Genomic DNA, 25141 nt, shown 5'->3' on the forward strand with positions numbered 1-25141 from the left:
AATTCCTTGCTGGTTTGCGGACAGATAATTTGTTTATAACGCTAGACCAGGTTGTTAAGAATCACCAGCAGGAAGCTGCTAAAAACGGATTTTTCCTGCTGGTCTAATTCACCACCTCGATTTTACCTGCTGGCGCAAAGTCTGCGGCATTGATCGGGCTGTGCTGCTCCAGATATGCCCTTAGCACATCGGCATCCACAAAGCCGGTGTCTACATAGCCTGGGTGATCAAGGAGTCTGGGGTAGCCATCACCGCCGGAGGCATAAAAACCCGCCAATGAAAAACGATACTGGCGATCGGGTTGCAGCGGCTCACCGCCAATTCTGACAGCCTCTACCTTGCCATTCTTCAGACGCAGGGAAAGATTATAAAACTGGGCGTAGGCACCTGAATCCGTTGGCTTGGTGGCAACATGACCAAGATAGTCGAGCACCTCATCACCGCGCATCTGCACATAACCTAAGGTATTGCCAAAGGGTTGTACCCGCAGCACATCTTTATAGGTGATCTCGCCTGCTTCAATCGAGTCACGAATACCCCCTCCACTGATCAGACCGAAATCGGCATTGGCCCGATGCATCTGCGCCGCGGCAATCAGGCGGCCAAGGTTGGTTTGTCTGAACCTGACCTGGTTGCGATCTCCTTCCAGTCGGCCGTTCAGATCGGCAATTTTTATCCCGAGTTTTTTCTCGCCCACCTGCTGAAAGGGGCGCAGCAGAGAGAGCATTTGCTGATCTTCCTGCAGTCTGGGCATCGCCGCGGGCTGGTTTCTCAGATTAACGGGTATCAGCTGATATTGCTGCAACTCCAGCTCGCCATTCTGGTAGGTAAAATCTGCCCTGCCCACGTATTTTCCCCACTCATGGGCCTGCATAATCCATGTGCCATTCTGAAAATCCGGTTGGCAGGGAAGACCAGGTACATAGTCGTTACGGTTTTGGTTTTCTTCCTCCATACACACCGGTTCCTGGGAATGACCACCGATAATCATATCCAGACTGCCGGGCTGCTGAGCGCGGGCCAGGGTCACGTCACCGGGGGTATTGATGCCGGACTTAGCGTTGTCATAGTGGCCCATATGGGTTACTGCAATGACCATATCGGGCTTTTCGGTTTGCTCAATTTCGGCGATCAGGTTGCGGGCTTCTGCGGCTGCATTACGAAATTCCAGCTTACCTATGTATTCCGGGTTACCGATTTTGGCCGTATCTTCTGTGGTCAGGCCAATAACGGCGATGCGCAGGCCCTGGGTTTCAAACATCTGATAAGGCTGATAGCGGCGCTTGCCTGTCTGTTTGTCATAAATATTGGCAGAGAGCAGGGGAAATCCCGCCCATTGGTGCTGTTTATCGAGTACCGTAAGAGGGTTGTCAAACTCGTGGTTGCCCAGCGCCATGGCATCGTAGCCAAGCAGCTTCATGCCCTTAAAATCCGGCTCTGCCTGTTGCAGGTCTGACTCCGGTACACCGGTGTTGATGTCGCCGCCGGAAAGTAGCAGCAAAATACCATTTTCTGCTGCCACCTCCTTGCGGATATGGTCAATCAGTGTTTTTCGGGCTGACATGCCGTACTCGGCGGCTTCATTGCGCCAGAAACGACCATGGTGATCATTGGTGTGCAGTATGGTGACAGATTGCGGCTGTACTTGTGATTGAGGCTCAACGGCGCAGCCTGCGAGCAGAATGATCAGCAGGCTCGTAACAGAAGCCCTGAAATAAGGGCGAAAATCAAACATATAGACAGTACCCGTTGTCAGATTTAGTCTGACATTCTAACTCAGGGCTTTTAACAAAATCCTGTCTTTTTTGTTCCGGGAGTGTCGTAGCAGCAGGCATGAGCGTGTCGCTGGTAATCACAACGGTATAAACTCTGCAATTTTCCCGCGCCTTAGGGTCTACAATTTGTCTGAGGTTGTACTGTTTGCAAAGGTTACGCCGATTGTCTGATCACAGTGACGCGCAATAACATCAACTCTGAGGAGTTTTCTATGCAGCATCTGGTATTTGGGGCCGGCCTTATTGGCGGTTACCTTGGCGCAGCAATAGCCGCGAATGGGCAAAAGGTCTGTTTAATAGGCCGTGCCTCGGTACTGGATAAATGGCAACAGGGTATCCGGCTGACCGATTATCAGGGTAACCAGTCGGGGCCGGTGACACCGGAACTGCTGAGCAAAGAACGACTTAATGAAGCACCGAAGGGCGATATCCTGTGGCTGACTGTAAAGTGCATTGCCATCGAGCAGGCGATCAGGGATATGGCACCATTAATTAAGGCTGATACGCGGATTTTCTGTTGCCAGAATGGCCTGGGGGCGGAGTCCCTGGTGCAGCAAGCCTATCCCGATAATCCTGTGCACCGGGCCGTCGTCGGCTTTAATGTGACAGAAGAAACGGATGCCACCCTACATTGTGGTTCCGAGGGCTGCCTGACCCTGGAGCGCCTGCATGCCGATGATCCTGTTCCCACTTTGGTTAACACCCTGAGCTCGCCGCTGTTGAGGATGGAATACAGCAGTGCCATGACCGAACTGCAATGGGCAAAACTGCAACTTAACCTGGGTAATGCGGTCAACGCGCTTGCGGATATTCCGGTAAAATCCATGCTCAGGCAACGAGCATACCGAAAGGTGCTGGCCTTATTGATGGATGAGTTGCTGGGAGTGGCGAAGGCCAAAGGGTTGCGTTTACCAAAACTGACCGCCCTGCCAGCCGCCTGGATCCCTTGGGTGTTACGTTTGCCGGACTGGCTTTTTGAGCGTCTGGCCAATACTATGCTGGCAATTGATCCCAAAGTGCGCACTTCCATGTGGTGGGATTTGCACCTTAAACGAAAAACCGAAATCGCCTTTTTAAATGGCGCAGTGGTCGAAGAGGCGCTCAGTCTGGGCCTGGGCTGTGCCGCCAATCAGGTGATACACCAGCTTATCCGCGAAGTGGAGCAGGGGATCCGGCAACCGGGTATGCAGGCCGGTGAATTGCTCAGACGGGTTACAACAGGGCCATTGTGAAAATTACAGCGGGAAATTTACTTGAAAGCAGCATCCAAGTTAAGCGGTAAACGAGCGGCAGATTACTGGGTCGATAAATTACGTCAAAGCCCTTATGCCCTGGTAATATTATTTTTTCTCTCCGCCTTTGAAGCGACCCTTATTCCCATTCCACTGGAACTGATCCTGATCCCCTATATGTTGCTTGAGCGTCAGCGTATCTGGCTGATCAGCACAGTGGCGCTGCTTGGCTGTCTGACTGGCGCCATGGCAGGTTATTGGGTTGGTGTCAGTCTGTTTGATTCCATCGGCCAGTGGCTGATTGGCATCACCGGAGGGGCTGAGGCGTTCGAACAGTATATGAACAGCCTGGATGAAGAGGGGTTTATTGCCATCTTTATGGTGGGCATTACACCGGTGCCTTTTCAGTTTGCCATGCTCGGCGCTGGCGCTACCGGATATCCGCTGTTGTTGTTTATGCTGGCATCCGGTTTATCCAGAGGGATACGTTACTATGGCCTGGCGGCGCTGGTATTGCTGTTTGGGGATACCGCCGCAGAGCTCTGGAAAAAACATGCCAGAGCTGTGGGGGTCTCAGTACTATTGATATTTGTGGTGGGCTTTTTAGTGTATTTTCTGTAACGGATCTGTAGCTGTTATCCGATAGCCGTTATCCGATTTCTTCCTCATCGTCATCAGGATCCGGTGCCGCAGGCGGCCGTGGTTTCTTGCGTGCCAGGACCCGATCGCCTACCTCTTCACCGGCCATGGTATTAACCCGTTTGGTTTTTGGCTTAACGGCCCGTTGCTCTGCAGGGGAGTTGTCTGCCTGGTTTGTTTCGCCAACCTTGTTGGCTGGCTTTTTACGAAAGCCTTTAAATTTACCTTCCAGACCCTCTAAAATGGTAAACTCGATATCCTGTTCCAGTAGTGCTTTGATGGCCACAAAGCTTTGCCAGTCTTTCGGCCCCACCAGTGAGATAGCATAACCCTGATTACCGGCCCGGCCGGTGCGACCGATCCGGTGCACATACTCTTCGGCCTGTTTGGGCAGATCAAAGTTGATCACCAGTGATACCTTGAGCAGATCCAACCCCCTGGAGGCCACATCTGTAGTGACCAGAATCTGGTGCTGGCCGCGACCAAAGGCATTCATAATATTACTGCGCTGAGACTGGTTTAAATCCCCTGACAGCGCCACGCTGCTGAGCCCCCATTCACTGACCAGCCGGGCCAGACGCTCGGTATCCTCGCGGGTGGCGGTAAACAGAATTACCTGCTGATAGTCTTTTTGCTCAAGAAGGTTTTTTAGCAACGCTTCTTTGTGTTCAATATGATCGGCAAGCACAAAACGCTGAGCGATATCCAGATGTTGTTCGCCGGCGCTACCGATACTGATGCGTTTGGGATCCTTAAGCAGGGTCGAGGTCAGGTAATGCAGTTCGGCATTGTCTAATGTTGCGGAGAACATCATGCTCTGGCGTTTACGGTGATTGGCTGCCGCGTCAATCTGTTTGAGTTGTGCAGCGAAGCCCAGATCCAGCATGCGATCCGCTTCATCGAGAATGAGCATCTCCAGTCCTTCAAGAAACAGAGACTTGTCGGTGAGGTGATCGGCAATTCTGCCAGCGGTGCCTACTACAAACTGGGGGTAGCGGCGAAGTGCTTTGACCTGATCATTGAAATTTTCACCACCGAGGACGAGTACCGCTTTATTTGGCGTCCCCTCTATTAAAATACGTAGTTGCAAATATACCTGTTTGGCAAGCTCCCGGGTTGGAGCAAGAATAAGCACCCGGGGATCTTTCTTACTCAATGCTTTGGTTTTCAATACCCGGTTAATGGCGGGAATAAGATACGCCAGGGTTTTCCCCGAACCGGTTTTAGACGAGGCAATAAGATCCTTTTCCAGTAATGCATGGGGCAGGGCCTGAGCCTGAATGTCTGTGGCCTGACTAAAGCCTTTCTGTTCGAGTTTGTGCAGCAAACGCTGGTCAATGGGAAGATCGGTAAACAGCAAAACAAAATCCGCAACAATAATTTGTCGCAAGTATACGCTGTTGGTGCTAATCCGGCTAGCAATGGGCGACCAGCGCAGATAATCTTAGTGGTCATTTATTTTAATCATGTTCTCACAGAATATGATGCCCGGAGTAAGAAAGTGAAGTCAATCAGACATGTTGTATTGCTGCCACTACTGGCGCTGATAGCAAACTGCACAGTAAATGATCCAATCCATAAAGTAGAACTGCTTATCTACAATACCAACCTGATCGATGTACAAAATGGAAAGGTTTACCCAGATCAGTATTTAGCGATTGATGAGGGGCGAATCGTCGGCAGGGGAGAGGTCGAAAACATGAGGTATCAGGCTACGCAGACAGTTAACGGGCAGGGAGGGTACGTCATGCCCGGGTTGTGGGATATGCATGTTCACTTTGGTGGTGGTGAAGACCTGATTGAGGACAACAAAGCGTTACTGGGTCTCTATCTGGCTCACGGTGTAACCACTGTTCGGGATGCGGCGGCCGACCTTAGCGATACGGTGTTGGCCTGGAGAGCACAGATAGCTAACGGGGAGCTTACCGGACCCCGTATTTTTACTTCAGGGCCAAAGCTTGAAGGTAAAGATTCAATCTGGCCAGGTGACCTGGAAGTTGAAACTGTGGCTGAAATGCACGCAGCCATGGACAAATTAGACGCTATGCAAGTGGATTATATCAAAATCACTGATAGTGCGATGACGCCAGAATTGTACCTGCAGGCGGTGAAAGAGGTGAAGTCTCGCGGTTATAATATTTCCGGGCATATTCCGTTTGAACTCTCGGTAACGGATGTATCTGATGCTGGCCTGGATGCTATTGAACATATGAGTTACCTGCTTAAGGCTGCTGCAAAGAATGAAGAAGAAATCTCTGAACGGGTGGCCAGCGGTGAGCTGAGTTACAGATCGGCGTTGCCGATCATTACGCGTCATGTGGATAAACAAACGGCGTTGAGCAAATACAAAGTGCTGGCAAAGAATGATACGGCTGTTGTTCCCACTATGATAGGCAGCCAGATTATTGCCTATCTGGATGAGGAGGATCATCTGCAGGATCAATTTCTGCAATACCTTGGACAGGGACTGATTGACACCTATGAGTGGCGGGTTGAGCGGGCAGGAAAAGATGATGCTGAGGCGATCCGTGCCCGTAAACAGCAGTTTCAGGTATCGGCATCCTTGCTTCCCTGGTTACAACAAAGCGGTGTACGGATCATCGCCGGCACCGATGCGGGATTTCTTAATTCCTATATTTATCCGGGGTTGTCCTTACACCAGGAGCTACAGATCTACGTTGAATCCGGCCTGAGTCCATTACAAGCGATACAAAGTGCCGTATTGAGTGGCCCGGCGTTTCTCAACCGACAGGCTGATTATGGTTCCCTTTATGTGGGGAAAGTGGCGGATATCCTACTTCTTACGCAAAATCCGCTCGAAGATATCCGCCATACACGCAGAATTTCTGGGGTCGTGGCGCAGGGGCGCTATTTTAACCAGAATGACTTACAGGAATTATTGGATAAAGCGGAAACATACGCCAGCAGTACCCGGGGCAATTAATGGGTTATCTGCTTGCCACCACCTTGCTCTGGGCCTTTTCCTTCAGTCTGATTGGCGTTTATCTGGCCGGGCAGGTGGATGCCTGGTTTTCTGTGCTGGTTCGCGTGGCACTGGCAACCTGTGTGTTTTTGCCCTTTTTGCGCCTGCGTAATTTACGCTTTTCGCTGGCGCTGCGACTGATGGCAATAGGCGCCATCCAACTGGGGCTGATGTATAGCTTCTACTACCATAGTTTTTTGTATCTGACGGTGCCTGAAGTACTGTTGTTTACGGTAATGACGCCGCTGTATATCACGCTGCTTAACGACGCGCTGGAAAGGCGTTTTAATCGCCGTTTTTTAATCGCCGCACTGCTGGCCATTGCCGGAGCTGCGGCTATCCGGTACGACGGCATCAGCAGCGGTTTTATCAGTGGTTTTTTTATCGTGCAGGGCGCTAATCTGTGTTTTGCATCCGGGCAGGTGCTGTATAAACGCCTGATGGCCGGTAATACAGGGCTGAACCAGCATCAGGTATTTGGCTGGTTCTTTATCGGTGCACTGATGGTGGCCAGCCTCTGTTTTGCCTTATTTGGCGACAACAGCTCGCTGCCATCGACTAATCTGCAATGGGGGATTCTGATTTATCTGGGACTGATTGCTTCAGGTCTGGGTTACTTTGGCTGGAACAAAGGGGCAACGCTGGTGAATGTCGGCAGCCTGGCGGTGATGAATAACCTGCTGATCCCGGCCGGGATCCTGGTTAACCTGCTGATCTGGAACCGGGATGCAGATGTGCTGCGTCTGGCGCTCGGCGGCGCCATTATCCTGCTGGCGCTCTGGTACAATGAGCGCCATTCCATGCTCCGTAAGCAACGCTCAGGGCACCGGGTCGAGTAAGCCTGCGTAGCGGATACCGGTTAACAGCGCCATATCTCTGTTCCAGGTGGCCAGATCGTTCTGATTAAATTTACTCAGCGCATCATGGCCACAGGCCCGGGCCATCACCTGCATCAGTTCAGTGGAGGCTTCAAAGAAGTTCTTCAGTTGACGGGCTGACTTATCTACATCGAGACGCTGACGTAAATCCGCTTTTTGGGTGGCGATACCGGCAGGGCAGTTGTTGGTATTGCATATTCTCGCCGCTACACAACCAATAGACTGCATGGCACTGTTGGCGATGGCGACGCCATCCGCGCCCAGCGCCAGGGCTTTGACAAAATCGGCAGGTACCCTTAAGCCACCGGTGATGATCAGCGTCACCCTGCCACTGGCACCCTGACGATCCAGATAGTGGCGGGCTCGGGCCAGCGCGGGCAAAGTCGGTACACTGATATGATCGCGAAAAAGTGTCGGGGCGGCGCCTGTAGCACCGCCACGGCCATCAAGGATGATGTAGTCGGCACTGGCATCCAGGGCAAACTGAATATCTCTTTCAATATGATTGGCGCTGAGCTTAAAGCCCACCGGAATACCGCCGGTGATCTCTCTGACCCGATCGGCGAAGCGTTTAAAGTCTTTAGGGCTGTTAAGGTCCTTAAAAGTGGGTGGCGAAATGGCTGGCTCACCTTCAGGGATGCCCCGTACAGTGGATATTTTGCCGGTGTTTTTGTTACCCGGTAAGTGGCCGCCGGTACCGGTTTTGGCCCCCTGACCACCCTTAAAATGAAAACACTGAACCTGTTTTAACAGGGACTCCTGATAACCAAAGCCGGCGCTGGCCAGTTCATAGAAATAGCGTGAGTTTTCCGCCTGCTCTTCGGCTAACATGCCGCCTTCGCCTGAGCAGATGCCGGTACCTGCCATCTCGGCACCGCGAGCCATGGCAATTTTGGCTTCTTCAGAAAGAGCGCCAAAACTCATATCCGATACCAGCAACGGGATTTTCAGGCTTAGGGGCTTTTGCGCCTGCGGGCCGATCACCAGGGAGGTTTCGACGTTTGTGTCTTCCATCAGTGGCCTGGTGGCCATCTGCGCCACCATAATCTGAATATCATCCCAGTGAGGCAACTGATTGCGGGGTACGCCCATTGCTGTCATAGGGCCATGATGGCCCATTTTGCTGAGGCCTTCCCGGGCCAGCTGATGAATAAACTCTACCGTCGGTTCTTCTTCGGTGGCTTTGGCGCTGGGTTGTTTATTATCCTGCTGTTTAACACCAGGACCTTCTTTACCCACATTGTCCTGACTAAAGTTCTTGTGGGTACCGTCACAAAAAGGCGGGTTGGCGGTGTGTTTGCACTGGCACAGATAAGCCTCGTCATCTTTCTCTGCCACAAATGACTTTGGCTTAAACCCGGTACCGGTGTGAGAGCCGTCACAGAAGGGTTGATCAGAAGAGCGGCCACATGCACAGAAATAGTATTCTTCGCCTTTTTTCAGTTCTGTTTTGACCGGCTTGTTGTCTGCAATAATGGGTTGGCTCATCGCACTGCTCCAGAGAAAGTAAAACCTTAAGCATAGCGATTATTTGCTGATGTGCAGCCTGATGCCTGACACGGAGATAATAAAAAAGAGCCTGCGTTGAACAGGCTCTTTAGCGGTCATGATTTGCTGGTTACCTTCAGCTTGTCGGTGACCTTTTTGACGTCGCTGGTATTTTCAGCGATGGTAATCGCCAGATCCCGTTCAGCTTCACTGCTGACTTCACCTTCAAGTGTCACTTCACCCTTGTTGGCATCGACATTGATTGCCGAGCCTGATACTTCCGATTCAAACAACAGGCGGGTTTTGACTACGGTAGCCACCTTGGAATCGGTGAGCGTCTGAACCACTTCGCTGCTTTGCTCTTCTTCGTCAGCAGCCACTTCCAGCTTATTATCAACCTCTTTTACACCCTCAAGGCTTGCTACCAGCTCAGAGGCCAGTGCCTTATCGACCTCACTCTCCACTTTACCTGAGAGCGTTACCACACCATTTTTGACATCCGTATCAATATCAAATGAATTCAGGTTCGAATTCAGTAGCAGGGTGGTTTCTGCCTTTCCGTCCAGCCAGGCATCTCTGCTTTTGTCTTCCCAGTTATTATCTGCAAGGGCCACCGGTGCGGTAAACAGGCTCAGTGCAATCAGTGTTGTTGTGAGTTTCATGATGATCTCCTTATGTTGGGGTCAATTAACTCAACCTGACTGATGCGAGAATGATGCCAGGTTTTATCTTGTTGATATTTATATAAAAAACATTTTTTGCGTTTTAATTCTGTCGCTATATGACAACAGTTATTTGATAGGACAGGGCATAACTCGCTACCCAATACAGTTAACTTTGCTCCAAGGTTTGTGGTGTATGCCGTACAACCTGCTGCAAGTATTATTGATGGTTTAATCCGGCTGTCGTCAGAAAGAGACATGCTATACAAGGGTTACTGAGAGAAGTGCTGTCAGGGGCATCAACAGGTCGGTGGAGGGCGGTCTATGTGCCTGGCCGCTCCTTCCTGGCAAGGCTGAAGGCCTCTGGCTGGGTTCAACTGCTTTGATTAAGCCCCACCAGATCTGCGGGAGCATACCTTGCCAGAAAATCTTTTAGTTTCGCTGATTGGTCAATTATCTATGCAGATTGGTATAAAGCTGCAATAGTTCAGTATTGATGATCAATACAGAGTTCCTGGGTTTTGCGTCATTTAACTGTTCACAGGCAGAGGGATTGCACGTCCAACCGGAGGCACTATGAGTAACGATTCGATCGTCAGATATACGATAGACGCTGAGGATAAAATTTGCCTGGTGGACGAGGGGTGGTGCCAGTTTGCTGAGGTAAACGACGGAGCCGATCTGATGCGGCCGACTATTCTCGGCCAGTCACTCTGGGATTACATCTCCGATACAACGACTTCCAGACTTTATCAGCAGATTGTTTCCCGCGTCCGACAAGGGAAATTGGCAAGGTTTACCCTCCGGTGTGATGGTCCTGCGTGTCGGCGGCTTCTTGAAATGACGATCCGGTCGGGATCAGACGGGGCAGTGGAATTCGAGACTCAGCTTGTGCGTGAGGAAGACCGCGAGCCTATGGCCTTATTGTCGAGAAAGATAACGCGATCATCTGAACAGCTTCGGGTGTGTGCGTGGTGTAACCGGATGAATGTAGGATATGATTCCAATGACTGGGTGGAAGTCGAGGACGCATCGGAGCGCCTGCGGCTTTTTGAACTGGAACGGTTGCCACAACTGACGCACGGGATGTGTGAAACTTGTCTGGCCTCAATGACGAACACACTTGAGGAAATGGATGCGAATACCTAGCCGGGCAGTTTTTTTACTTTATTTAGTACCACACCCAGCAGCAGGGTATTGGTTTCGCGTAGATTTTGCACCATTTCAGTCAGCTCACCGCTTTGGGTGTTTTCCATATCACAGACCACGATAACGCCATCTGCTAAGCGCGAGAGGATCAGCGCATCACTAACTGATTGCACGGGCGGGGCTTCCATCAATATTCGCGGAAACTTGCTGTTCAGACGGCGTAAAAAATCACGGAACCTGTTGGTGGAGATCAGCGCAAGAGGGTCTGACGGTATAGAACCAGAGGGCAGTAGAGTTAGCCTGTTATTATTGCGCCGGTAGAGGCAATTGCTAATTTTTTCATGACCATCAAAAAACTCTGTCAAACCTGGCTGACCTTGCTCCAGATTGTATGCCCTGGCCATGGAAGGAGCGCGAAGATCGATGTCTGCTAGCAGCACAGGCTCAATGTTACTGAGTGAATCTGCCAGATTGCTGACAATACTTGCTTTCCCCTGTCCGGCTTTTACTGAGGTTATGGCTATAATGCTTGTTTTTGGAAGATTATGATTGATCAGAATTGAAGTACGAAGTGCCCTTATACCTTCAGAGTAATGATAGTCCGTTTCTCCAAGAAGACCTCTGAGTGGTCTCGACTTACGCTTTCTGTGCGCTTTTCCCAGTCTGGGCAGCATCGACAGTACTGGCAGGTCCAGTAATTTAACTTCCTGCATTAAACGAGCACGGTGATCGCCGATCAGTGAAAGCACAAACCAGAATCCACTGCTAAAAACCAGGGCAAAACAGCCAGCGAAAAAAAGTAAACTACGGGTGTTGGGCTTGCTCGGAACATCAGGGAGTTGCGCCTGGTCGACCACGGCAAACTCTTTGTTGTCACCCATGTCTTTCAGCATTTCCATTTCCTGAAGTTTGGACATAAAGGCTTCGTGAATTTTCTGAGTGCCGGTCATTTCCTGCTCGAGTCTGGCCATGGTTAACTGATGTTCTCCCAGCTCCCGGATGGCGCTTTTATGGTTGTTGATCTCCTCACTGAGCTCCTGGTCCCGGGCCTCAACGGCCTGGATAAACTGACTCAGTGCAGTAACCTGTTCATCAATGCGTTTGTACAGTTCATCCCTGGCATCTTCCATATTTCTGGACGCTCTTTGGTACTTAGGGTGCTTGTATTTATACCGCTGACTGACCTGAGCCATCGCATTACTCTGGGCCAGATAATGGCGCCGTGATTGCTCGACCTGGGCGCTCTTGGTTACCCAGGGGTGGCTTAAAATAGCCTGATAATTATCACCTGCCGATTCGATTTGTGTCAGGTGAATACGTGCTTCTGAAAGTTGTTGTTGTTGTTTAAGTTGTTCCCTGACCAATTCACTTACCTGATCCTGCAACATCGATATCTGTGCTCTTAAGTCTACTATATGGTTGCGATCCAGATATTGCTGGTAGTTTTGTTCGGTTTCCGAGAGTCTGGCCTGTATTTCGACTAACTGAATATTCAGTCGTTCTGAGCTGTTGAGCACTTTTTGTTGTTGCAGTTTGGCGTGAAACTCAAAAAATGCCGGGCCTATGCTGTTGGCGACCCGTTGTGCAAGCTCAGGTGAATAAGAGGCGAAACTGACTTTGAGCATATCGGTATTACGTACCTGATTGATACTCAGGTTGGTCTGGAAGCGCCGCAGTATATCGGCGTCAGTACCGGTATATTCTGACGCCTGCTTAAGCTCAAGATCGTCAATCAGTATCTGCGTAAAAGCCCTTGAGTGCATAAACTCAATATAGGTTTCCATTTTGGCATCTTTGGCATTAGGCAAAAGATTTATGCCACTCAGAGGCATACCTTTATCTGCGCCACCAAGTAATAAGGTGCTGGAAGCCTGATACACTTTAGGCAATTGCAGTATAAAATAACCAAGCAGGGCAGTAATCAATATTGTCATCAACAGAATTCGCCATTTTCTGTTCCACATGAACAATACTAACTGGCCGGCACTGAAACCATTAGCTGCTGGCGTATTTTGCTCCTGTGTATGGTCCCCCTGGATCATTAAAAGATACTCTCTTCAACAATGATCACATCACCGGGCATTACCGGCGTTTTAGCTGTGACTTTTATTTTCTCTGCATCGCGAACAATAAACCACTTTTCCCCTGATGCTCTGTCTGTCAGTCCACCAGCAATGGCGATGGCTTGCTCTACATCCAAATCAAACAGAAATTCATGACGACCAGAACGGTTTACTGCTCCTTTAATAAAGATCGGGCGGTAGGATTCTATGGTTACGGTCACTTCAGGCTTGACCAGATACCCGTCCAACAAGGCCTTTGTAACCTGATCTGCAACTTCCCCCGGGGTGTTATTCAGAACCAGAATCTGGCCAATGAGAGGAAACTGGATACGACCGGATTCCGGTACCATGGCGCGGATCGCCAATTCCGGTTCTTCGAAAACACGGATCGACAGCGTATCACCTGCACCAATCTGATAGCGATCGTCATTCGCCATCGACGCAAAGGATACAATTAAACTCCCCAACAGCAGGGCGCGAATCAGAACCTGTACTGCCATGATGCCGTTATCTGAGCTTGCTGGAAGTCCAGTGCGCCAGTGCTGAGCTCATTTTCTGAGTGTTGCAAAGAGAGACGAAAGTGATGATGTTGTTTTAGTGCAAGTTTGACCCACACTCTGGCGAGGACTTCATCCAGATAACGTACAGACTGGGGTTCATCGAATCGGGTCTCGGCAGCACTTACCAGCATCCCCCATTGCCACAGTTCACTGTACTGGTAAGTCAGCTCTAACAACATCCGCCGCATACGACTGTCTGTAGCCAGTTCACTGTCACCGGCGATAGAGTCTTGTGACGATTCAATACGAATGCCTGTGTCTTTTCTGGGGCTGTAATGCAGGGCCACTTGCCAGGCACTGCCATTGTTATCTGCCTGCTGGTCGATAGTGCGTTTGTAGCCACCGGCCAGGGCTCTTATGCGGGTCAGTCCGGAATAATCCCATTCAAAACCGGCCAGGAGTCTGGTTTTATCACTGTCAGAACGTCTGACTGAGAGATAGTCATCTTGCTGATGCTCTACTTCAAATATCAGGTTGGTGGCGGCTGATAAGCGAAAAGCTATTTCAGCACTGATCGTGGACTGGTCTAACTCAAATTCAGAGCTGTAGTCATTATCATCAGAGTAGCGGACAGAGCCGCGATGATAATTTAACGTTATTCTGCGATTGCTGGCCTCGTGACCATAACTCGCGCCGAGTTGCGCATGGCTGTAATGGCGAGTATCTGTGGCGATAATGTTTTTTCTGAGCCTGGAAAGTCCACTACCTGGCATGTGATTATTATACTGATAACCTGCCGAGCCATTCAGCTGCCAGTTGCCACTCAGAAATAAACGACCATGGCCCTCGATACCAGCCTGTAAAAAGCTGCTATCTTCAAGCACTGCATCCGGTTGTTGCTGCCACTGATTAAATCTGGCGTTATAGTCCAGTTTGAGTTGCAGCGCTCTGTTCAGATTAACCAATTCGCCATTGGCATCGAGTTGCCAGCCTAATGCAGACGTTTTGTGATCAATCACAGGGTTAATATTGTCTGTGGCTAACAGTGCATTACTCATTACCAGCTTTTCACTGTTTTTGTCATATTGTGTGTAGCTTTGTGCCGAGCAAACGAACGGCAGAAGCCATACCGTCGATGCTATTATCAATGATTTTTGCATCACCTTGCCTTGTTGTTCTTCTCAGGTGAACGCCAACTTTGACGTTAAGGGCTTGTTATCGGCATTACCTATAGGGTTCGCCATTGTTTTTTTGTTAATACCGGAATGTTCTGCTGGCTTATAGGCCAGTGGCGCATTAAGCAGCAACTCAGTTGCTGTTTGCTCATCGTTGTTATGAATCGCTATGCTGAGTTTATCCAGTAACAGATGAATTTCTGTCAGTGGCAGCCATTGTTCGGCCTCGCTCATGATTCTCGGATGGGGGGTTTTGCCACTGGTCTCGCCGGTCAACAATTCTTCGTAGAGTTTTTCACCGGGGCGTAAGCCGGTATATTGAATTTCAATATCACCATCTGGCTTGCATTCACTGCGAATACTGCGACCCATAAGGTGGGCCATTTTATGGGCCATATCAGCTATTTTTACCGGCTCACCCATATCCAGTACAAAAACTTCTCCTTTTTTGCCCATTGCACCGGCCTGGATAACGAGCTGTGCCGCTTCCGGAATCGTCATAAAATAACGAACCACTTCAGGGTGGGTAACGGTAAGTGGCCCGCCCGCTGTGATTTGCTGTTTAAACAGCGGAACCACGGAGCCGGATGAACCCAATACATTACCAAAGCGTACAATGGCAAAACGGGTATCGCCGGACATTTCCTGCATAGCCTGAACGCAAAGCTCAGCCATACGTTTGGACGCGCCCATAATATTTGTCGGGCGCACAGCCTTGTCGGTGGAAACAAGGACAAATTTTTCAATACCGCGTTCTGCTGCCAGTCGCGCCATTGTCGCTGTGCCTATAACGTTGTTCTGAACACCGGCAAGTAAATTATGCTCGACGATAGGAACATGTTTGTAGGCGGCAGCGTGATAAATAGTATTGATCTGGTATTGTGACAACAAATGGCGTATCCGCTGTTCATCTTTTACATCACCTAGTAAGGCTTCAATGATCAGGTCAGGAAAGGCACGGGTTAACTCAGCTTCAACCTGGTAAAGGTTATACTCAGACAATTCCAGTAAAAGTAGCATTGTGGGTTTTTCCGCAGCAATCTGGCGGCACAATTCACTACCAATAGAGCCGCCGGCACCTGTTACCATGACCCGTTTCCCACGAATGTCAGGCCGCATCAGCCGTGGTTTCGGGGGAACCGGATCGCGTCCTAACAGCTCTTCGATGCTGACTTCTCTGAGTTCGTTGATTTTTTTACGGCCATAGAGCACATCTTTTACATCGGGTACGCTGAGTAACTCTATGGCAAAGGGTTCGAGTTCAGTTAATAACTCACGGTATCTGTCCGGGCCTGAATCACTCACAGCGAGAAGCATTTTACTGATGCTGTAGCACTCGACCAATTCCGGAATTGTATTTTTGGCGTAGACATCCAGACCCAAAATGGTTTTACCCTGATAACAGCTCTTATCATCTATAAAGGCTACCGGCACTATATCGGAGCCCTGGCGCAGCGACAGGGCCAGGGCACGACCTGTTTCTCCTGCACCGTATATCAGGCATTTTTTTCTTAATCTGAAATTCTGACTCTGTACTGATAGCATAACCAGAATACGCGGACCCAAAATGCCGACACTGGTCAGCACGAAATAAATAATTGGCATACTGTTAGGTACAAACGCATCCAGTGGCCAACGGGCAAAATACAGATAACAGCTTGCCAGTACATTCACCACTAACGACATCAGTACACCATGTTGGCTCAGATGTCTGACCATATGCCGATAGTTACCGACGAACACCAGTAACGACAGATGAAAGACCAACACCGTGGCACCGAGAGAAATTTCAGGATAACCCAATACATCCGTCTCAATGCCAAGCCGAATCCAGTAACTACCCAAAAAAGCCAGCAGCAGTACAAGAGTATCCCAGCTCAGTGTGATTATCATTTTAGTGCGGTTGTGTAATGCAAATAATCGGTTCAGAACGAGCAGGTATTTCATAACACCGCCTCACTCATAACCTGTGCGAGTGACTCACAACTCTTTTCTATCTCGGCCTGAGTAATACCGGGATGAACCAGAAACATTAAGCTGGTACTACCGAGTTCGCTGGCATACTTCAACGGCTGAGCCGGGCGCCATGTTGTGTTATCGAATGCTTTTTCCCGATACACCTCAGAGCAACTGCCACTGAAACAAGGCACGCCCATCTCATTGAGGCGGCTGATGATGCGATCCCTGTTCCAGTCGGGTGCAAGTTTTTCTGGTTCTACAAAGACATAGCACTTATACCAGGCATGCTGGATATGCCTGGGTATCGACGGTACACGTAATCCGGGCAGAGACGCGGCCACACTTTGCAGACAATGGGCGTTGTTTTCTCGCTGCTGATGCCAGTCAGGCATGCGCCGAAGCTGAATACGGCCCACAGTGGACTGAATTTCCGTCATCCGCCAGTTTGTACCGAACGACTCATGTAACCAACGAAAACCCGGGGGATGACTCTTCTCATAAACTGACTGATAAGACTTACCATGATCTTTGAACGCCCACGCCTTTTCCCATAACTGTGTATCGTTCGTTGTAAGCATGCCGCCTTCACCGGCCGTGGTCATGATTTTATCCTGACAAAATGACCAGGCAGCAATATGGCCAAGGCCACCAACAGGTTTACCTTTATAACTGGCACCATGGGCCTGCGCACAATCCTCAACGACGTACAAATCATGTTGCCTGGCAAGGACATTTATTTCGTCCATTTCACAAGGCCATCCGGCAAGATGGACGCACAGAATAGCAGCAGTATTTTTTGTAATTAACGGGGCAATGGTTTGTGCACTGATATTTTGAGAATCAGGACTGATATCGGCGAACACGGGTACCAGGCCGCTAAGCACTATAGAAGAAACCGAGGCAATAAAAGTACGTGAAGTGACAATCACCTCGCTGCCTCTGGGCAGATTCAGTACACTGAAACAAAGATCTAAAGCAACGGTACCATTTGCCAGGGCTATGGCATGCTCTGTTTTACAGTAGCGGGCAAATTCCTGTTCGAACTTGCGTGCTTCATTGCCAGTCCAGTAATTGACCCTGTTAGAGTCCAGTACCGACAGTACGGCCTGCTTTTCCTCATCGGTATAGCAAGGCCAGGGCGAAAAAGGCCCGTTGAGCATAGTGGCATCCTCTTTTATTATTGTTGTTATTCTGCTCTGATGATTATGCTTGTAAAAATTCGTTAGTCAGTGTTCTTGTCACGGCCCTGTAGATTTGATCACGACAGCGGGAACTCCCACAGCAAGGCTGTTAGCGCGAATGTCACTGATGACTGTAGTGCCGGCTCCGGTCTGAACCCATGAGCCCAGAGTGATGCCCGGAATCACGTTGGTTCCGGCCCCGAGGAAACTTCCTTCTCCAATACTTACATTACCTGCAACAACACATCCCGGTGCAACGTGAACAAAATCATTCATCGCACAATCGTGTTCAACTATCGCACCGGTGTTAACAATACAACCATTTCCAATGCGGGTAAACGGATTAACGATCGCCCCTGCGCATATCAGGCTGCCAGTTCCCAACTGACTGTGAGAGCTTATCAATGCCTGCGGATGGCACAGACTGGTTATTCGGGCCCCGGAGTTATTGAGGATATTCTGCCACTGTGAACGTAACCTGTTATTGCCCATGGCGACAAAGAATACCGTATCCGGGTTCTTATATAGTGCAAAATTGTCTAATAAATCGACAACTTCCCAGGGGTAATCTGTGAGACTTTCGTACTCGTCATCAAGAAACTGGATCGCAGAAAACTGTTGTGTAAGGCTGGCGCATTCTGCGACTACTTTGCCATGGCCTCCGGCACCGAGAATGATTAATCGCATTATGTCTCCTTTTTACCTGTGAACTTTTCCATGGTTGCGCGATCTTTATGGTTAATTCCTTTTCGCTGAATAACTTTAAAAAGGGTAAGAAACAGGATGCGTATATCCATCCACAGGGTATGATTATCCACATACCAGACATCCAGTTTAAATTTCTCTTCCCAGCTCAGGGCATTGCGGCCATTGACCTGCGCCCAGCCGGTGATACCCGGCCGAACTTCGTGGCGGCGATACTGGGCAGCCGAATACCGGGGCAGGTACTCCATCAGCAGTGGCCTGGGTCCGACCAGGCTCATATCGCCTTTGAGCACATTCCACAGTTCGGGTAACTCGTCCAGGCTACTGGCTCTGAGCAGCCGGCCGAACCGGGTCAGTCTTTTTTCATCGGCCAGCAACTGACCATGTTCATCCTTTTTATCTGTCATGCTGCGAAACTTAATCATATAAAAAGGTTTGCCGTTCAGACCCGGGCGTTGCTGGGTGAAAAAGACCGGTGAGCCAAGGCGAAGCCGCACCAGCAGCATCAACAGCAACAACAGCGGGCTGAGCAGAATCAGACCCAGCAGGGCGACGCTGATATCCATTAACCTCTTTATCATGCCTTGTCCCTGCTTTGCTGTTGGAGCACATGGCGGTAAAAATCCAGCACCTGGACGGCATTATGCTCGATATTCATCAGTTCTGTGACCTGTTTGAGCCCGGCCTCTGCGCGCCTTTGCCTCTCGTCGGTGTGTTGCCAGGCCTGAATGATCTTTGCCGCCAGCGCCGGCGGGTCTTTTGGCGGACATAAATAGCCGGTCTGCCCTTCGATAATCAGGTCCGGAAAGCCGCCCACATTACTGGTAACAGTGGGAACCCCGGCAAACAGCGATTCGACCGCGCCGCCGACATTCTCTGAATGAGAAGGATGCACTGCCAGATCAAACTGCGGATAGAGTTGCGGTACATCGCTGCGTGTACCGAGGAACACTGCGGCATCACCGACTTTGCCTGCGGCGTAGTCCTGAACCTGTTGGTAATAACCTTGAGCATTTTCCCATGGCCCGCCGACAAAGACGCAGCGCGCCTGAGGATATTCTTTTCGCACCAATGCCAGCGCATCGATTAGATCCTCATGGCCCTTGAGTCCCCGGGTTTGCCCCAACAGCCGCTTCGGTGCGTAAAAATAGGCTACCATGCCGATCAGTAAATCCTCTTCGTGCATCCCCAGTTGCTGTTTGAGCCGAAGTTCGCCCGGTGGTGGTTGGGTAAATACCGCCGGGGGCACACCATAGTAAGCAAGACCCGTGCGCTGCGGCTCAATACCGCTTTGAATATAGCGTTGTTGTGTCCATTTGCAGGAGGCCAGCCAGTTGTCCTGCTTATTACTACTGGCAATTTCGAGATTACGGAATACCTTGTGCTCCAGGTGCAGCGGGCCAGGCACCTGAAAAATTCTGGGAATGGTGGTTTTTCTTAAAGCAAGGCGCATCAGCAGACTGGCGCTGACGAAATGACTGTGGATCAGATCCGGTACCAGTTCATCCACCAGTTGATGCAGGGCGCGGGCCCGACTGAGGGTTTGCACTGGGTGGCGAAAACTTAACTCAGGCTGCATGATGTGTACACTGACCCCGAGCTTTTCGTAGCCCTCATTCATTGGCCCTTGTGGCATGGCTACATGGACCTCGACGCCGTTTTTTACCAGTTCCTTAATCTGATTCAGTGCCCATTTGGCGCCTACTGCGGTTTTTAATAAGTGCAGTACTTTCATCTTTTGTCTCTTGAAAATTGCAGCTTTACCTGTTGGTAAAAGTGCTGGCGAATTCCATCAAGCTTATCCTGCCGGTACTGTCTGGCAGTTTCCAGGTTAATCTCAGAATCCTCTGTCAGACAAGCCGGATTACTGCATAAATCGGAAATACGCCGGGCCAGAATTTGCGGGTTTCCGGCCGGAGCAAGTCTGTTTTCATTGAGCAGTTCGGGAATACCGCCGGCATCGCTGCCGATGGCGGGCATTGCCGTTGCCATGGCTTCAAGCATGACTCTGGGCAAACCCTCGGTTCGTGAGGGCAGCACAAACACATCGCAATTTTTCATATAGCCCAAGATCTGTTGGTGAGGCTGTTCGCCGGCGAAATGAATCTGTTTGTCTACACCCAGTTCTGATGCCAGTTGCTGCATGGCGGTAAGTTTTTCGCCGCCACCAACCATGGTCAGGCGGTATTCGGTGCCCTGTTGCCTGAGGATACTCAGGGCCTGAAGCAATACGTCCTGGCCTTTATAAAGCTGGGCAAAAGAGCCGACAAATAGTAATTCTTTGACCGGCTGGCTGTAATGGCGCGGGGCATCGGCAAACCACTCCGGGGTCAGGGATATGCTGGAACAAGCCACCTGAGGCGTGTGTGGATGAGCCGGATAGCGTTTCTGCAGATAGGTGCGGGTCACATAACTCACCGCCAGCGCGTTTTTCGTCATACGGCGTAACTGCCAGGCACTGATGCGACCCAATAGCTTGTCCAGCAGCGGTCCGGTAATACCAGCTGAAAATACGTCGGCAGGATCGCCTACCACTTCCAGGGCATACCGGCGCTGTGGCCGGATCAGACGCGCCAGCATGGCCGTTTGTGAAGGTACTCTGAAAATCAGCGCTTCCTGATTTCTCAGTGCTCTGTACAACGTCTTTACCAGAGCGGGCAGGCTTTTTATTAATCCCTTCAGCCCCAGGTAGTAGGGCAGGGCTGTGATACTGACTCCGGGGCCCGTGACTTTGTGCCAGTTTTGCTCAGCCTGTTCTGCCTGTTCAACTCTGGCGAGGATGCTGAGTTCGCTGAATTCCTGCAAATAACGCTGCCAGAACGAATTGGTGAAGGCGCTGCGGGTCCAGACCTGACCATCAGGAGTTTGCAGAAAACGGTATTCACAGCAGACAATAAGTTTCATCAGTGACGATCACCTTTTCCTGAGGCCAGAAAAATCACCGCCAGGCTGATAACCACACCAAGTATTACCTGTACCGGAACATGGGTAAAACTGTTACGGATCATAATAAAAACCGGCAGTAATGCGGCGCCAATAACAATATCCTTGCGTGTTGAGGGCGGTATATTATCCAGTTTACCCATCAGTGCGCCTAAAAGCAGCATGATAAACACGACACCGCCTTTACCAAAGTTGGCATAGGCTTCGGCCACAGGGGAAAACCCGATAGGCCCGGCCCGCTCTGCCACTACCACGTTCAGTAGCCTCGGGTCACTGGTCGCCGGAACACGGGCCATACCTGGCACAATAAGGGCAATCTGGCGCTCAAAGGGGGCCCAGTAGCTGCCGCCATAAAGCAGTGTGTCACCTTCTGCCTGCCATTTTATCACTTCCTGCACCGGGCGCAGGCTGGCACCCATTTCTGCTACCGCATTTAGCGGGTTAAAAGTGGGGATGTCAGTGTAATCGCCGGAGATCCTGGCGTTTTTAACTATGGTAGTGACGGTCAGAAAGACCACTAAAAGCAGCATGATAACCGGAACACTGAGGGTCAGATTACGGCGGCCAAACATGGCGCCGGATACCATCAATGGAAACATGACTTCGCCGCGCAATCCCAATCTGAATGCGATCAGCGCCCATACGCCAAATAATACAAAGTAAAGGGGGGTAAAGCCTTTGCGATAGGTAGCGCTGACCATAACCAGGCCAAGACCTATAAAAAAATACAGGTAGGCGTAGATGACCCCCAACAGAGGCACTTTGCTGAGCAGATCAAGATAGGCGCCGTAAGAGCCCAGTACACCGGTAAAGGAAGCCAGGGCAAAAAAGCCCAGCATGCTGGCAATCAGCAACAAGCCGCCAAAATGATATACGCGCTGGTTAAAACTGCCGCTGCGGGTTTTATAGTCCGGCAAGCTGGCTCTTGAAGTCAACAGAGTACCCAGGGCAAAGCCCAGGATGGCCAGATTAACCAGTTCAATGGCTAGGGTGGTTTCGTCACGATAAAACCAGAACCCGATGTGATACAAAATATCTTCATCGGTAATCGCTCCTAAACTGCTGGTGAAGATGAGCCCGGCATGGAATATTCCCAGCGACGCAAAGAAAATAAAACTGATGGACCAGATACCCCGGGGCAGAGTATTCGCCAGCACCAGAAGTAAGGAAATCCAGCTCGCACTGGCTAACCACTCCAGCTGATCGCGATCCACTTCTACCGCTCTGGACGAAACGGCCAGGTACAGGGTCAGAGCCATCAACAGCAACCAGATGGCCAGGGTCTTACCCAGTAATTGGTTATTCAGCGTAAACTGCATGCAGCGCCCTGAGGTTTTTATCCAGTAAAAAGTCACTTTCCCTGAAGTTATTTATCAGGGCCGGGCGGTTTTCAGCCTGCTGTATCAGGGTGGCCAGCTTTTCTGCCCAGATCCGATCATCGCTATTCAGTGATTCAGTCTGAACCGCCTGAAGTTGTTGTGAGATTTCTGTGCAGCCCGGTATGGCAGAGGCCAGCACCGGCGTACCGACACTGGCGGCTTCCAGTACCGAACCCGGCAATCCTTCCCACAAGGAGGGGAACAGCATAGCATCGGCATGGGCCAGAAAACGCAAAGGCTGTGATTGTTCAGACAGGATAACGACACGTTCTGTAATGCCGTTTTGTGCTGCATAGTTTTCTATCTGAGCCTTAATCTGCTTATCTTCTTTGCCAACAAGAACTAAAAACCCTTCGCCATACTGCCTGAGGAAGGCGTTAAAAACAGACAGCAGCCGCAAATGATTCTTGGCCGGATGCATGCGTGCCAGGTTTATTATTACCCTTTGCCGTCGGTAACCGGGGATCCACTGTGACCAGAAATCCGCTTCATGACTCATATCGGTTAAGGGCAGGCCATTGTAGATTACCCGGCATTTAGGTCGCTGCTGCCAGTCTTTCCACTGACATTTCAGGGCGCCACGACATACGCCGAGTACATGAGTGCTGAATCTGTACAGACTACGGCGCAAAACAGCATTACGACATCTGCGCAAAAAAGACAGGTGGCGTTCATCCAGCGTGCTGCGCAGATGACTGATGCGTTTTTTAACCCCAGCCATTGTCCCCAACAGCACCAGTAAACCTGAAACCAGGGCAACATGGGTATGCAGGATATCAATCTGCTGTTGTTTTAACAGCGCCATAAATTGCCATAAAAATCCCGGGCCGATTTTCAGGTAATGTATTTTTCCACCCAGGGCGAGAATTTCTTCATCTAATGTGCCGGGTTGACCGCTGAGCACGCAGAAGTGAAACTCATAGCCCAGCGCCTGCATCTGAGGCATCAGGGCCAGGGTGCGTAATTCGGCGCCGCCGCGGTTCATTACACCAAATATATGCAGCACTTTGTTACTCATCTGACTTCCTCTTTTGCCAGACTGTGCCGGCGCAGCAGATAGACAAGATACAGCATCATTTCCACACAGGTGGCCAGAAACATGGCCTGAGCGGCACCCAGTGTGCCGGAGCCCGGTACCAGCAATAGACAGGCCACGGCCACGGTCAGGGTGCCGGCCAGGGCAATACGGGTTTGCACCCGAAACAGCCTGAATGCATTTAAGGTGGTGCCAAGGAATATATATCCATAGCGAACCATGGCCGCCGCCATAATCCAGTTGAGCTCAGCGCTCATATCTGTCATCCCCTGATGATAAATAAGCGCCAGTAACCAGGGGCCCAACCAGTAGACCAGCAGCAGTGCCAGCAAGCCGATGGCTAACCCTGAAAGACACAGCTTAAAGGCCGCCAGCCACAATGTTCTGAATTGTTGCTGTGCCTGCAGTTGGCTCAGGTAGGGCTGAGCAGTTTGTGAAATACTGGTGATCAGCATGCTGCCCGCTACCAGAAAATAACTGACTGCGGCAAAACGGCCGGCTTCGCTGATCCCCTGCAGGTGCTGCAAAAACAGATTTGGCAGATAAATAAACAACGAAGAAAACATCAGCGCCATGCTCAGGGTGCGGTATTTCCTGAACAGAAACAGTGAACGGCGCAGTGCCTGAGCCTGAAACAGGGCCAGTGAGAAGGTCTGATTAAATCCTGTGCTGACCTGCCTGCGACAATTGAAGGTGCTGAGCAGGGCAAACATGGCAGTCACCGACACCCACAGCGTTAATGTCAGTAATACATCTTCGAACCAGAACGCACAAATCAACGCCAGTGCCGTGCAAAGTGCCCGGGCAAAAATCCACAGAGCGGCGCTGGTAAAGGCTTTTTTCCGGTGCAGCACACTGATAGTCAGTTCGAACCAGCTGTCGCACCATTTATACAACGCGATAAGCAGTACCACTGTGGCATTAATGCCATCTAGCAGAGTCCAGCATAATAGCGGCGTTAACAGCAGCAACAGGCTGTTTGCCAGCAAGCGAGCATGAAAATACTGGCTAATCTGATACTCGTTTTGCGTATCTGTAATAAGCAGGGTTCGCAGTTTAAAGCTGGCCAGTAAAAACAGTGGTGAGAGCACAGAGAGAGACAAGGCGACCTCGCCTAACTGATGATCACCAAAGACTTTGGCGATAATAACCAGTAACAGCCAGTTGCTGACAGCCATGCTGATATTGGCTGACAGAGTCATCAGGGCATTTCTGGCGAGGGGTGTTCGCAGGGGCATTGGCTGTGTTTATTATCATTATTGTACGGTTATGATGCGTTAATCCGATGTTAAACACAATCTTGGCGGGTCATTCAGGCCGGAGGTTAAAGTCTGTAAGGGCGGCATTTGCGGTAGTTACCGGGTTGCGCAGGGCAGGTGTCCTGACCTGACGGT

At 50.5% G+C, this 25141-nt stretch carries 21 protein-coding genes; 5 read left to right on the forward strand and 16 right to left on the reverse strand.

Going from position 1 to position 25141, the window contains the following annotated elements:
* Positions 1-103: 103 nt before the first annotated feature.
* On the reverse strand, positions 104-1735 hold the full coding sequence (ushA, locus tag CDA54_RS00645; protein WP_099033065.1) for a bifunctional UDP-sugar hydrolase/5'-nucleotidase UshA: 1632 nt from the start codon (positions 1733-1735) through the stop codon (positions 104-106).
* A gap of 252 nt (positions 1736-1987) precedes the next feature.
* Here ushA and CDA54_RS00650 point away from each other — a divergent pair, with 252 nt between their 5' ends.
* Positions 1988-3007, forward strand: coding sequence for a 2-dehydropantoate 2-reductase (locus CDA54_RS00650; protein ID WP_099033066.1), 1020 nt, complete (start codon positions 1988-1990; stop codon positions 3005-3007).
* 21 nt (positions 3008-3028) lie between these two features.
* Positions 3029-3628: a YqaA family protein gene (locus tag CDA54_RS00655; protein WP_099033067.1), complete on the forward strand. Its 600-nt coding sequence runs from the start codon at positions 3029-3031 to the stop codon at positions 3626-3628.
* A 28-nt stretch (positions 3629-3656) separates the two neighbouring features.
* Here the strand turns inward: CDA54_RS00655 and CDA54_RS00660 are convergent, their stop codons facing one another.
* Positions 3657-5006, reverse strand: a complete 1350-nt coding sequence (locus CDA54_RS00660) for a DEAD/DEAH box helicase (RefSeq protein ID WP_099033327.1) — start codon at positions 5004-5006, stop codon at positions 3657-3659.
* A gap of 141 nt (positions 5007-5147) precedes the next feature.
* On the opposite strand from CDA54_RS00660, the gene CDA54_RS00665 reads away from it, so the two are divergent.
* Both CDA54_RS00665 and CDA54_RS00670 read left to right on the forward strand, forming a co-directional pair.
* Positions 5148-6590, forward strand: coding sequence for an amidohydrolase family protein (locus CDA54_RS00665; protein ID WP_229748052.1), 1443 nt, complete (start codon positions 5148-5150; stop codon positions 6588-6590).
* A complete protein-coding gene (locus tag CDA54_RS00670) occupies positions 6590-7468 on the forward strand; it encodes a carboxylate/amino acid/amine transporter (RefSeq protein WP_099033068.1) in 879 nt (292 codons plus the stop codon). Before CDA54_RS00665 ends, CDA54_RS00670 begins: the two co-directional genes overlap by 1 nt.
* Here the strand turns inward: CDA54_RS00670 and CDA54_RS00675 are convergent.
* Complete coding sequence (locus tag CDA54_RS00675) at positions 7448-8995, reverse strand: glutamate synthase-related protein (protein WP_099033069.1); 1548 nt, start codon at positions 8993-8995, stop codon at positions 7448-7450. The two genes, CDA54_RS00670 and CDA54_RS00675, sit on opposite strands and share 21 nt — an antisense overlap.
* A 116-nt stretch (positions 8996-9111) precedes the next feature.
* Positions 9112-9657, reverse strand: coding sequence for a BON domain-containing protein (locus CDA54_RS00680; protein WP_099033070.1), 546 nt, complete (start codon positions 9655-9657; stop codon positions 9112-9114).
* A 576-nt stretch (positions 9658-10233) separates the two neighbouring features.
* Here CDA54_RS00680 and CDA54_RS00685 point away from each other — a divergent pair.
* Entirely contained in the window at positions 10234-10806 is a 573-nt protein-coding gene (locus CDA54_RS00685) for a hypothetical protein (RefSeq protein WP_099033071.1), read from the forward strand.
* Here the strand turns inward: CDA54_RS00685 and CDA54_RS00690 are convergent.
* The 12 genes from CDA54_RS00690 to CDA54_RS00745 form a co-directional block, all read right to left on the reverse strand.
* Positions 10803-12848 (reverse strand): GumC family protein, encoded by a 2046-nt coding sequence (locus tag CDA54_RS00690; RefSeq protein ID WP_099033072.1) that lies wholly within the window; start codon positions 12846-12848, stop codon positions 10803-10805. The two genes, CDA54_RS00685 and CDA54_RS00690, sit on opposite strands and share 4 nt — an antisense overlap.
* Complete coding sequence (locus tag CDA54_RS00695) at positions 12848-13369, reverse strand: polysaccharide biosynthesis/export family protein (protein ID WP_229748051.1); 522 nt, start codon at positions 13367-13369, stop codon at positions 12848-12850. The genes CDA54_RS00690 and CDA54_RS00695 overlap by 1 nt, the downstream gene beginning before the upstream one ends.
* Positions 13351-14529: a hypothetical protein gene (locus tag CDA54_RS00700; protein WP_099033073.1), complete on the reverse strand. Its 1179-nt coding sequence runs from the start codon at positions 14527-14529 to the stop codon at positions 13351-13353. The genes CDA54_RS00695 and CDA54_RS00700 overlap by 19 nt, the downstream gene beginning before the upstream one ends.
* Positions 14530-14550: 21 nt before the next feature.
* Positions 14551-16491: a polysaccharide biosynthesis protein gene (locus tag CDA54_RS00705; protein WP_099033074.1), complete on the reverse strand. Its 1941-nt coding sequence runs from the start codon at positions 16489-16491 to the stop codon at positions 14551-14553.
* Positions 16488-17663 carry a DegT/DnrJ/EryC1/StrS family aminotransferase gene (locus CDA54_RS00710; RefSeq protein WP_099033075.1) on the reverse strand — a complete coding sequence of 392 codons (1176 nt, stop codon included), beginning with the start codon at positions 17661-17663 and terminating at the stop codon, positions 16488-16490. The genes CDA54_RS00705 and CDA54_RS00710 overlap by 4 nt, the downstream gene beginning before the upstream one ends.
* Positions 17664-17741: 78 nt before the next feature.
* Positions 17742-18371, reverse strand: coding sequence for an acetyltransferase (locus CDA54_RS00715; RefSeq protein WP_099033076.1), 630 nt, complete (start codon positions 18369-18371; stop codon positions 17742-17744).
* Positions 18371-18970, reverse strand: coding sequence for a sugar transferase (locus CDA54_RS00720; RefSeq protein ID WP_143452240.1), 600 nt, complete (start codon positions 18968-18970; stop codon positions 18371-18373). The genes CDA54_RS00715 and CDA54_RS00720 overlap by 1 nt, the downstream gene beginning before the upstream one ends.
* On the reverse strand, positions 18967-20124 hold the full coding sequence (locus tag CDA54_RS00725) for a glycosyltransferase family 4 protein (RefSeq protein ID WP_099033077.1): 1158 nt from the start codon (positions 20122-20124) through the stop codon (positions 18967-18969). Before CDA54_RS00725 ends, CDA54_RS00720 begins: the two co-directional genes overlap by 4 nt.
* Complete coding sequence (locus tag CDA54_RS00730) at positions 20121-21293, reverse strand: glycosyltransferase family 4 protein (protein ID WP_099033078.1); 1173 nt, start codon at positions 21291-21293, stop codon at positions 20121-20123. Before CDA54_RS00730 ends, CDA54_RS00725 begins: the two co-directional genes overlap by 4 nt.
* Positions 21293-22651 (reverse strand): O-antigen polysaccharide polymerase Wzy, encoded by a 1359-nt coding sequence (gene wzy, locus CDA54_RS00735; RefSeq protein WP_099033079.1) that lies wholly within the window; start codon positions 22649-22651, stop codon positions 21293-21295. The genes CDA54_RS00730 and wzy overlap by 1 nt, the downstream gene beginning before the upstream one ends.
* Positions 22632-23729, reverse strand: coding sequence for a glycosyltransferase (locus CDA54_RS00740; RefSeq protein WP_099033080.1), 1098 nt, complete (start codon positions 23727-23729; stop codon positions 22632-22634). The genes wzy and CDA54_RS00740 overlap by 20 nt, the downstream gene beginning before the upstream one ends.
* Positions 23726-24949 carry a lipopolysaccharide biosynthesis protein gene (locus tag CDA54_RS00745; protein WP_099033081.1) on the reverse strand — a complete coding sequence of 408 codons (1224 nt, stop codon included), beginning with the start codon at positions 24947-24949 and terminating at the stop codon, positions 23726-23728. Before CDA54_RS00745 ends, CDA54_RS00740 begins: the two co-directional genes overlap by 4 nt.
* Positions 24950-25141 lie beyond the last annotated feature (192 nt).

Source organism: Lacimicrobium alkaliphilum, assembly GCF_002591895.1.
Taxonomy (GTDB): Bacteria; Pseudomonadota; Gammaproteobacteria; order Enterobacterales; family Alteromonadaceae; genus Lacimicrobium; species Lacimicrobium alkaliphilum.